11 protein-coding genes are annotated in these 9,540 nt (G+C 69.8%); 9 read left to right on the top strand and 2 right to left on the bottom strand.

Annotated elements, in window-relative coordinates:
* Positions 1–17: 17 nt before the first annotated feature.
* Positions 18–464, bottom strand: coding sequence for a MarR family winged helix-turn-helix transcriptional regulator (locus BGO22_RS13920; protein WP_070399041.1), 447 nt, complete (start codon positions 462–464; stop codon positions 18–20).
* 118 nt (positions 465–582) lie between these two features.
* Here BGO22_RS13920 and BGO22_RS13925 point away from each other — a divergent pair, with 118 nt between their 5' ends.
* From BGO22_RS13925 to BGO22_RS13950, 6 genes are all read left to right on the top strand, one after another.
* Positions 583–1,527: an amidohydrolase family protein gene (locus BGO22_RS13925; protein WP_070399040.1), complete on the top strand. Its 945-nt coding sequence runs from the start codon at positions 583–585 to the stop codon at positions 1,525–1,527.
* Between the two features lie 29 nt (positions 1,528–1,556).
* A complete protein-coding gene (locus BGO22_RS13930; protein ID WP_070399039.1) occupies positions 1,557–2,543 on the top strand; it encodes a Bug family tripartite tricarboxylate transporter substrate binding protein in 987 nt (328 codons plus the stop codon).
* A gap of 83 nt (positions 2,544–2,626) precedes the next feature.
* Positions 2,627–3,613, top strand: a complete 987-nt coding sequence (locus BGO22_RS13935) for an HlyD family secretion protein (RefSeq protein ID WP_070399038.1) — start codon at positions 2,627–2,629, stop codon at positions 3,611–3,613.
* Positions 3,610–4,515: an ABC transporter ATP-binding protein gene (locus BGO22_RS13940; RefSeq protein WP_070399037.1), complete on the top strand. Its 906-nt coding sequence runs from the start codon at positions 3,610–3,612 to the stop codon at positions 4,513–4,515. Before BGO22_RS13935 ends, BGO22_RS13940 begins: the two co-directional genes overlap by 4 nt.
* Positions 4,512–5,645, top strand: a complete 1,134-nt coding sequence (locus BGO22_RS13945) for an ABC transporter permease (RefSeq protein WP_204744330.1) — start codon at positions 4,512–4,514, stop codon at positions 5,643–5,645. The genes BGO22_RS13940 and BGO22_RS13945 overlap by 4 nt, the downstream gene beginning before the upstream one ends.
* Before the next feature lie 67 nt (positions 5,646–5,712).
* Positions 5,713–6,315: a TetR/AcrR family transcriptional regulator gene (locus BGO22_RS13950; RefSeq protein ID WP_070399035.1), complete on the top strand. Its 603-nt coding sequence runs from the start codon at positions 5,713–5,715 to the stop codon at positions 6,313–6,315.
* On the opposite strand, the gene BGO22_RS13955 is transcribed toward BGO22_RS13950, so the two are convergent.
* The gene (locus BGO22_RS13955; RefSeq protein ID WP_070399034.1) at positions 6,312–6,995 is read right to left on the bottom strand and encodes a TetR/AcrR family transcriptional regulator; all 684 of its coding nucleotides are present in this window, start codon (positions 6,993–6,995) and stop codon (positions 6,312–6,314) included. The genes BGO22_RS13950 and BGO22_RS13955 overlap by 4 nt on opposite strands.
* 88 nt (positions 6,996–7,083) lie before the next feature.
* On the opposite strand from BGO22_RS13955, the gene BGO22_RS13960 reads away from it, so the two are divergent.
* From BGO22_RS13960 to BGO22_RS13970, 3 genes are read left to right on the top strand one after another with little or no spacing between them, the layout of a single operon-like run.
* A complete protein-coding gene (locus tag BGO22_RS13960; RefSeq protein ID WP_083293148.1) occupies positions 7,084–7,905 on the top strand; it encodes a class II aldolase/adducin family protein in 822 nt (273 codons plus the stop codon).
* A 32-nt stretch (positions 7,906–7,937) separates the two neighbouring features.
* Positions 7,938–8,912, top strand: coding sequence for a TRAP transporter substrate-binding protein (locus BGO22_RS13965; RefSeq protein ID WP_286851356.1), 975 nt, complete (start codon positions 7,938–7,940; stop codon positions 8,910–8,912).
* An 8-nt stretch (positions 8,913–8,920) separates the two neighbouring features.
* Positions 8,921–9,436, top strand: coding sequence for a TRAP transporter small permease (locus BGO22_RS13970; RefSeq protein WP_139147038.1), 516 nt, complete (start codon positions 8,921–8,923; stop codon positions 9,434–9,436).
* Positions 9,437–9,540 lie beyond the last annotated feature (104 nt).

Raw genomic sequence — 9,540 nt, forward strand, 5'->3', positions numbered from 1 at the left:
CGCGCGCCCGCGGCTTCTTACTCCCCGACCTTGCCCAGCAGGCGGATCAGCTCCGCCACGTCGCTGTCCGACAGGCCGCTGCGCAGGTGGTTCTCGTGCTCGCGCACCACGCGCGCGGCGCGCGTCCAGAAGCGCCGCCCCTCGGACGTGAGCTTGAGGTGCACGCTGCGGCGGTCGTGCTCGTGGCGGCAGCGCTCCACCAGGCCGCGCTCGGCCAGCTTGTCCACCAGCGGCACCATGGACGGGTTGGTCAGTCCTACCGCCTTGGCCAGCCGCCCCTGCGACAACTCCGCATTGCAGCTCAGCAGCTCCAGCACGCCGTACATGGCGGTGGTGAGCTGCAGCTTGGCCAGCGCCTGGTCGATGCGCTTGAGCGAGCGGTTGTGCGCCCGGCGCAGGTGGTAGCCCAGGTAGGCGTCGAGGTTGCCCAGGGCGGGCGAGGGGGTGTCGGGGGGAGCGGCCATGCGGGGCGGCAGGATAGCACGCGCCCTCTGTTGATTCGATGTCTATTAGTTTGACATCAAACTATTCGACGTCTACCATTCGACTCCCGTCACAGACCACCAAGAGACAGGAGACCGCATGTTCGTCGTCGACAACCACATCCACCTGGGCCAGCCCGGCGTGCACGTGTCCGAGCACGTGTACAAGCAGCTGCGCAAGAACTGGAGCGAGCGGGGCTTCCGCTACCACAGCACCGAGGTGAAGTCCGAGCGGCGCGACGGCGAGATGCTGGTGCACGTGATGGACGAGGTCGGCATCGACGTCTGCTGCGTGCTCGCGGGCAACTGGAACCGCGTGCTCAAGCCCGAGCACCGCCCCTACGACGTGCCCAATGACTTCGTGGCCAAGCAGGTGGCGGCCTCCAACGGCCGCCTCATCGGCATCTGCAGCGCCGACCCCATCGTCGACCCCTGGGGCGCGGCCGACGAGCTGGAGCGCTGCGTGCGCGACCTCGACTTCCGCGGCATCAAGCTCTACCCCACCTACGCGCATTTCGATCCGCGCGACAAGGCCTGCGACCCGCTGTACGAAGCGGCCACGGCGCTGGGCGTGCCGGTGCATTTCCACATGGGTTTCACGCCCGTGTGCGGCGCCGACATGAAACTGCAGCAGCCCTGGCTGCTCGACGAGGTCGGCCAGCGCTTCCCCGACATGAAGGTGGTGATCTGCCACCTGGGCTACCCCTACGCGGCCGAGGCCATGGGCGTGGTCGCGCGCAACCCCAACTTCCACGCCGACCTCAGCGCGCTGGGCTTCTACCACCCGCGCACCGTCTACCAGCTGATCCACGACTTCGGCTGCGTGAATCCCTGGGAGCGGCTGCTCTACGGCTCGGAGAACCCCTTCATGTGGACCTTCCACAAGACCGTGCAGGGCATCAACGAACACGCCAAGGCGCTGGGCATGCCGGAGATTCCGGACCACGCCATCGAACTCATCATGGGCGGCAACGCCACCCGCCTGTACCGCATCGACCAGGCCCGGCAGGGCCGCGGCGCGCGCGCCGACAAGGCCGCTGCCTGATTCCCATCCCCCTCACCGGAGACAAGCCCATGACGTTCCATCGCCGCACTTTGCTGGCCGCCGCCGCGGCCTCGGCCCTGAGTCCCATCGCCCCCCTGGCCTTCGCGCAGGCCAGCTACCCCGCGCGCCGCGTGTCGCTGGTGGTGCCCTTCCCCGCGGGCGGTCCCGCCGACATGGTGGCGCGCGTCATGCAGCCCCTGGTGCAGAAAGCGCTGGGCGAGGTGGTGATCGTCGAGAACTTCGCCGGCGTGGGCGGCGCGCTCGGCGTGGGCAAGGTGCTGTCGGCGCCGCCCGACGGCCACTCGGTGCTGCTGGCCACGGTGGCCGAGCCCATCCTGCCGCCCCTGACCATGCCCAACGTGCGCCACAAGCCCGAGGACCTGGTCCTGGTGTCGCAGCTGTCGTACACCAACATTGCGCTGGTGGTGCGGCCCAGCCTGAACATCCGCTCGGTGCAACAGCTGCTGGAGCACATGAAGAACCCGTCGGCCAAGGCGCTGAGCTATGCCACGCCGGGCAGCGGCACGCTCTACCACCTCATGGGCGAGCACTTCAAGTCGCTCACGGGCGGACAGCTGCTGCACGTGCCCTACAAGGGGCTGGCGCCGGCGCTCAATGACCTGCTCGGCGGACAGGTCGACATCGCCTTCCTGCCCATGGCCGGCAGCACGGCCAAGCTGATCGAGCAGGGCTCGCTGCGCCTGATCGCCAACGCCGCGGCCGAGCCGGTGGCCGGCGTGCCGCGCCTGGGCGACGGGGATGGCCTGAAGGACTTCGTCTACACCGTGTGGACCGGTGTCTTCCTGCCGCGCCAGGTGCCGGCCGAGGTGGTGGCCACGCTGCACCGCGCGGTCGACACCGCCCTGCAGGGACCTGAATTCGAGAACTACACACGCGAGGCGGGCGGCGTGGCGCTCAAGCGCGCCATGCCCCTGGCCCAGGCGCAGAAGTTCTACAGCGCCGAGGCCCAGCGCCTCACGCGCATCTTCCAGGCGGTCAAGCTCAAGGTGGATTGAGGCGGTCGCCGGCAGCGCGCCGGCTTGATCCAGGTCATGGCCAGCCGGGGGACACCGGCGGCCATTTCCTCTAAGCTGGCGCCATGTTCTGCCGTGCCAGCGCACCCCCCGTCGCCCGCGGACTTTGCGCCGCCGCCGCGCTGGCGCTCGCGGCCTGTTCGCCCGAGCCGCCCGCCACCTGGTCCGGCTATGCGGTGGGGGATTTCGTCTACGTGGCCGCGCCGCTGGCGGGCACCCTCGAGTCCCTCGAGGTGCGCGCCAGCGACACCGTGGCGCGCGGGGCGCCGCTGTTCGAGCTGGATGCGGCCAGCGAAACCGCGGCCCGGGACGAGGCCGCCGCGCGGCTGCAGGCCGCCCAGGCGCAACAGGCCAATCTGGAGAAGGGGCGCCGCGCCGACGAGCAGGCGGTGATCCGGGCGCAGCTGGCGCAGGCCCAGGTGGCGCTCGCGCTGGCCCAGCGCGAGGTCGAGCGCCAGCAGCGCCTACTGGCGCAGGGCTTCGTGTCGCTGGCCCAGGTCGACGACGCCAGCACGCGGCAGCGCGCGGCGGCCGCGCGGGTCGACGAGTTGTCGGCCGCGCTGCGGGTCGCCCAGCTGCCCGCGCGCGGCGACGAGCAGCAAGCCAGCCGCGCCAACGTGGCGGCGGCGGGCGGCGCCCTGCGCCTGCTCGAGCGCCAGCTGGAGAAGACGCGGCGGTTCGCGCCGGCGGCCGGCGTGGTGAACGACGTCTTCTTTCGCCCCGGCGAGTTCGTGCCGGCCGGCCAGCCGGTGCTGGCGCTGCTGCCGCCGGGGAACATCAAGCTGCGCTTCTTCGTGCCCGAGGCGGAGCTGTCCGGCATCCGCCTCGGCCAGTCCCTGGCGGCGCGCTGCGACGGCTGTGGCGCGCCGCTGCAGGTCCGTGTCTCGCACATCGCCGCGCAGGCGGAGTACACGCCGCCGGTGATCTATTCAAACGCGCAGCGCGCGCGGCTGGTGTTCATGGTCGAGGCCCGGCCCGAGTCCGCCGACGCGGTGCGCCTGCACCCGGGGCAGCCGGTCGACGTCGAGCGCCCCGCCGCGGGCACGCCATGAGCGCGCTGGCCATCGACGTCAGTGGCCTGACCAAGGCCTACGGCGGACGCAAGGTGGTCGATGGCGTGCAGCTGCAGCTGGCCGCTGGGCGCATCTGCGGCTTCCTCGGCCCCAACGGCAGCGGCAAGACCACGACGATCCGCCTGCTGTGCGGCCTGCTGCGCCCGGACGCGGGCAGCGGCACCTGCCTGGGCCTGGACCTGCGCGAGCAGGCGGCGCGGATCAAACGCCAGGTGGGCTACATGCCGCAGCGCTTCGGGTTGTACGAGGACCTGTCGATCCGCGAAAACCTGGACTTCGTCGCGCGCCTGTACGAACTGCCGCGGCGGCGCGAGGTGGTGGCGCGCACGCTGGAACGGCTGGGACTGGCCGCGCGCCAGGGGCAACTGGCCGGCGCCTTGTCCGGCGGCTGGAAGCAGCGTCTGTCGCTCGCCGCCTGCCTGATCCACGAGCCGCGCCTGCTGCTGCTCGACGAGCCGACGGCTGGCGTCGACCCCAAGGCGCGGCGCGAGTTCTGGGACCAGATCCACGACCTGGCGGACCAGGGCATCACCGTGCTCGTGTCCACGCACTACATGGACGAGGCCGAGCGCTGCCACGAGCTGGTCTACATCGTCGACGGCCGCGTGTTGGCGCGCGGCAGCGAGCGCCAGATTCTGGACGCGGCCGGGCTGGTGGTGTGGTCGCTGAAAGGGGAGGGGGTGGGCGCGCTCGCCGCGCCGCTGCGCGCCTGGCCCGGCGTGCTCGGCGTGGCCGCGTTCGGCAATGCCTTGCACCTGAGTGCGCGCGACGCGGCACCCGTGGAGCCCCGCCTGCGGGCGCTCGAGCAGCAGGGCTTCGGCGTGCAGCGCATCGAGGCCAGCCTGGAGGACGTGTTCATCAACCTGATGGGGCGCGCATGAACGGCCTTTCCTGGGCGCGCACGCTGGCCGTGTTCGTCAAGGAGTTCCAGCAGATGCTGCGCGACCGCCTGACCTTCGCCATGGCGGTCGGTGTTCCGGTGCTGCAGCTGGTGCTGTTCGGCTACGCCATCAACACCGACCCCAAGGGCCTGCCCACCGCCCTGGTGAACGCCGACCGGGGCGCGCTGGCCCAACCCATCGTGAGCGCGATCGAGAACACGGGCTACTTCCGCATCACCCACCAGCCGGCCGGCGAGGCCGAGGCCGAGCGCCTGATCGCCCTGGGCGAGGTGCAGTTCGTGGTGGCGATCCCGGCCGACTTCTCGCGCCGGCTGCTGCGCGGCGAGACGCCCGCGCTGCTGGTCTCGGTGGACGCCACCGACCCGTCGGCGGCGGCCAACGCCATCGCGGCGCTGTCGCAGTTGGTGCCGCGGGCGCTGGAGCACGACCTCGTGGGCCCCTTGCGCGGCCTGCAGGCGGCCGCGCCGCCGTTCGATCTGCGCGTGCACCGCCGCTACAACCCGGAGGGGCTGTCGCGCTACAACATCGTGCCGGGCCTGATCGGCACCATCCTGACCATGACCATGGTGATGCTGACCTCCCTGGCCATGACCCGCGAGCGCGAGCGCGGCACCATGGAGAGCCTGCTGGCCACGCCGGTGCGGCCGGCGGAGGTGATGCTGGGCAAGATCCTGCCCTACGTGCTGATCGGCTACCTGCAGCTCGGCGTGATCCTGGGCGCGGCCTTCGTGCTGTTCGAGGTGCCGATGGTGGGCAGCGTCTGGCTGCTGCTGGCCATGATCGGGGTGTTCATCGTGGCCAACCTCGGCGTGGGCTTCACGTTCTCGACCATCGCCCGCAACCAGCTGCAGGCGGTGCAGATGACCTTCTTCTTCTTCCTGCCCTCGATGCTGCTGTCGGGCTTCATGTTCCCGTTCCGGGGCATGCCGGCCTGGGCGCAGGCCATCGGCGAGGTGCTGCCGCTGACCCACTTCCTGCGCATCGTGCGCGGTATCCTGCTCAAGGGCAGCACGCTGGCGGACGTGTTGCCCGAGCTGTGGCCCATGCTGGCCTTTCTGCTGGTGGCGGCCGTGGTCGCGCTCGCGCGCTACCGGCAGACCCTCGATTGAGGGCCCCACCGGCGGACCGGCCTCAAGGCGTGTTTTTCCCCAACCCATCCCACCGACGACTGCCTCTATGTCCAGCACCAAACCGGCCCGATCGCCCCGATCCGACAACCGACTGCCGGAGCTGCTGGATGCCGCGGCGCGCCTCTTTGCCCGCCGCGGGTACGCCGCGACGTCCATGCGGGACATCGCCGTCGAAATCAAGATGCTGCCGGGCTCGCTCTACTACCACTTCCCTTCCAAGGAAGACCTGCTGCTCGCGGTGTACCAGGCCGGCGTGATCGAACTGGAAAAGGCGGCCACCGAAGCCGTGGCGAAGGAGACCGATCCCTGGGACCGCCTGGAGGCGATGTGCAAGGCGCACCTGGAGACCGTCTTGCGCGACAGCGACTACGCCCAGGTCCTGATCCGTGTGTTGCCCGATGACATTCCGCAGGCCGCGGACCGCTTGCGGGAGCTGCGGGACAGCTACGAGCAGGTCTTTCGCCAGGTCGTGGCGCAGCTGCCCCTGCCGGCGGGGACCGACCGGCGCGCCCTGCGCCTGATGCTCATGGGCGCGCTCAACTGGGCGACCCTGTGGTTCAACCCGGACGGCCGCGATTCACCGCGCGTGCTGGCGCGCAAGTTCGTGGGCCTGGTGAGGGAGGCGCAAGGCAGCCGGGCCCCCGCCTAGGAGGAGCGGGTGCCCGCGCGCGCGGCGGGCGCCTTCGTGTCCTGGCCCTTTTTTGGTGGTTTCGCCGGCTTCTTGGCCCGGACCGCGTCGAGCTTGACGTTCTCGCTCAGCACGCCGTGCATGGCGAGGTCGAGGTACTCGCGCACGAACTTCGGCGTCAGGGTCTGGTGGCCCACGAGCAGGCGGTAGTACAGCGGGGCATAGAGCACGTCCAGGATGACCTCCGGGTCGGCGTTGCGCACGGTGCCATCGGCGATGCTGGACTTGACGATGCGAACACCTTCCTCGCGCCGGGCCCGGATATAGCCTTCGCGAAACGCCTCGGCCAGCGCCGGGTCGGACTGCCCTTCCGCGATCAGCGCGGCCATCATGCGCCCCAGGGGGCCTCGGAACTGCTCGCTCATGTTGAGCAGCCGGTCGATCACCACGTCCAGCGACAGCCGATCGGGATAGGGGATCGCCACCAGCGACTCGCGCCGGAAGGCCGACATGATGATCGCGGCGCGGTTGGGCCACCACTTGTAGATGGTGGCCTTGCTCACCTTCGACCGGGCCGCGATGGCATCGACCGTCGTGGCCTGCAGGCCGTGCTCCGACAGCAGGGCATAGGCGGCATCCAGCACCGCCTCTTCGGCCTCCTTGCTGCGCGTGCGCCCGCGCGGTCTCTTGCTTTCAGCCACTGAATTGTCGGAAGGCGTTCGAGTAGACATGGTGTCGCGATGTTAATATACTGAACGTTCAGTTTATAAAAAGGAGACGCTCCCCATCATGCAGCAATCCGCCGAACAGGCCGCGCAGGCCGGCCAGACCAGCTTTCGCAGCTTCGAACTCGACGCGAACCGGCGGCCCGACCCCGTGGGCATCACCGCCGAAGAGTGGGCGGTGCGCGTGGACCTCGCCGCAGCCTACCGCCTGTGCGCGATGCATGGCTGGGACGACCTCATCTACACCCACATCTCGGCGCGTGTGCCGGGCACGTCGGGGCACTTCCTCGTCAACCCGCTGGGGCTGGCCTTCGACGAGATCACGGCCTCCTCGCTGGTGAAGATCGACTACGACGGCAATGTCATCGGCGACACACCCTATCGCCCCAACGCCGCCGGCTTCGTCATTCATGGGGGTGTCCACCAGGCGCGCGAAGACATGGGCAGCGTCATGCACCTGCACACCATTCACGGCATGGCCCTGTCCATGCTGCCCGACGGCCTGCAGCCGCTGAGTCAGCACGCGCTGCGCTTCTACGGGCGCATCGGCTACCACGACTACGAAGGCATCGCCCTGTCGACGGGGGAGCGCGAGCGCATCGTCGCGGCCCTGGGCCAGCACCGCGCGCTGGTGCTGCGCAACCACGGCACCCTGACCGTGGGCAAGACGGTGGGGGGCGCCTTCGTCGAGATGTACTACCTCGAGAAGGCGGCGCAGGCCCAGATCACGGCCCAGTCGACCGGCCAGCGCCTGCTGGTGCCCGAGCCGCAGGTGTGCGCGCTGACCGACCAGCAATGGCAGGAGGACTTCAGCAGCGACGCCAACCGCGAATGGCCGGCCCTGCTGCGCAAGCTCGACCGCCTTGACCCGTCCTACAAGAACTGATCCCGATTCAACCGACAACCAGGAGACACAACATGAGCACCTTCCGCACCCTCGCGGCGGCGATCGCCGTGGCCGGCGCCACGCTGGCCGGCGCCGCCGCCCACGCCCAGCAGATCGTCAAGATCGGCTACGCGGTGTCCCGCGACAGCCACTATGGCGCTGGCGCCGATGCGTTCTGCGACACGCTGGAGAAGGGGTCTGCGAACCGCTTCAAGTGCAGCCAGGCCCCCAACGCGACCCTGGGCAACGAGCGTGAGATGGTCGAGTCCGCGCAGATCGGCTCGCTCGACGTCGCCTTCGTGTCGAGTGGCACGGTGGGCAACTTCGTGCCCGACATCCGCGTGCTGGACGTGCCCTTCCTGTTCCGCGACACCGAACACGCCCGCGCCGCCCTCGACGGCGCGGTGGGCCAGAGGCTGCTCGCCGCCTTCCCGGCCAAGGGCCTGATCGCCATGGCCTGGGGCGAGAACGGCTTTCGCCACCTGACCACCTCGCGGCGCGAGATCCGCGCGCCGGGCGACCTGGCCAACATCAAGCTGCGCACGATGGAAAACCGCGTGCACGTGGAGAGCTTCCGCGCCCTGGGCGCGCTGCCCACGCCGATGGCCTGGCCGGAGGTTTACACCGCGCTCCAGCAGGGCACCATCGACGGACAGGAGAACCCGCTGTCCATCCTGGTGACGGCCAAGCTGTGGCAGGTGCAGAAGCACCTGGCGCTCACCTCGCACGTGTATTCGCCGACCCTGCTCATCGCCAGCCCGGCGCTGTGGGCCAAGCTCAACTCCGCCGACCGGCAGCTGTTCCTCAACGCCGCCAAGGCCGGCGCGGCGGCGCAGCGTGAGCGCGTGACCCGCGAGGCGCAGACCGCCGTGGCCCTGCTGGAGAAAGAAGGCATGAGCATCACGCGCCCGGACACGGCCGAGTTCCGCAAGGCGCTGGCGCCGACCTTCAAGAAGTTCGAGTCCCAGTTCGGCCCCGACATCGCGGCCATCCAGCGCGTGCAGTGAGCCCGAACGTGCGTCGCGCCTACCTGGGGTTTGCCAATGGGTGCGAGCGCCTGTGCGCGCTCGCGCTCACTGTGTTGATGGGTGCGATGGCCCTGCTGGGTTTCTTCCAGGTGGCCACGCGCTTCGTGCTGCATGAACCCTCGCCCTGGTCGGAGGAGTTCCTGCGGCGGGCCATGATCTGGCTGGTGGCGATCGGGCTGTCCATCGGCTTTCGCTACGGCGCGCACATCTGCGTCGATGTCATCAACCGCGTGCGGGCGGCCTGGCTGCGGGCCTTCGTGCGATCGAGCGTGTTCCTGCTCTCGCTGGTGTTCCTGGTGACGGTCGCCTGGATCGGTACCGACATGGCCTGGCGGGTTCGCTTTCAGAGCTTCGCCAGCGTGGAGCTGTCCATGACCTGGGCCTACGCGGCCATTCCGGTGGGCGCGGCCTTCGCCGCCATCGCCCTGGTCGCCCAGTTCATCGCCCCGTCGCAAGACACGCCGGGCCGGCGCGAGTTTGGAGGCATGGCATGCCAGGAATGATGTTCGGCACGATGCTGCTGTGCTTCGCGCTCAGCGTCAGCGTGGCCGTGTCGATCGGCCTGGCCAGCCTGGGCGGCGTGCTGATGTCGGGCAGCCTGCCGCTG

It is taken from the genome of Hydrogenophaga sp. 70-12 (genome assembly GCF_001897365.1).
GTDB classification, from domain to species: Bacteria; Pseudomonadota; Gammaproteobacteria; order Burkholderiales; family Burkholderiaceae_C; genus Hydrogenophaga; species Hydrogenophaga borbori.

Coding starts and splice junctions, on each gene's coding strand:
- BGO22_RS13945 (WP_204744330.1), top strand. CDS start 4,512: ATGAACGGCCTTTCCTGGGCGCGCACGCTGGCCGTGTTCGTCAAGGAG.
- BGO22_RS13940 (WP_070399037.1), top strand. CDS start 3,610: ATGAGCGCGCTGGCCATCGACGTCAGTGGCCTGACCAAGGCCTACGGC.
- BGO22_RS13925 (WP_070399040.1), top strand. CDS start 583: ATGTTCGTCGTCGACAACCACATCCACCTGGGCCAGCCCGGCGTGCAC.
- BGO22_RS13960 (WP_083293148.1), top strand. CDS start 7,084: ATGCAGCAATCCGCCGAACAGGCCGCGCAGGCCGGCCAGACCAGCTTT.
- BGO22_RS13920 (WP_070399041.1), bottom strand. CDS start 464: ATGGCCGCTCCCCCCGACACCCCCTCGCCCGCCCTGGGCAACCTCGAC.
- BGO22_RS13935 (WP_070399038.1), top strand. CDS start 2,627: ATGTTCTGCCGTGCCAGCGCACCCCCCGTCGCCCGCGGACTTTGCGCC.
- BGO22_RS13950 (WP_070399035.1), top strand. CDS start 5,713: ATGTCCAGCACCAAACCGGCCCGATCGCCCCGATCCGACAACCGACTG.
- BGO22_RS13965 (WP_286851356.1), top strand. CDS start 7,938: ATGAGCACCTTCCGCACCCTCGCGGCGGCGATCGCCGTGGCCGGCGCC.
- BGO22_RS13930 (WP_070399039.1), top strand. CDS start 1,557: ATGACGTTCCATCGCCGCACTTTGCTGGCCGCCGCCGCGGCCTCGGCC.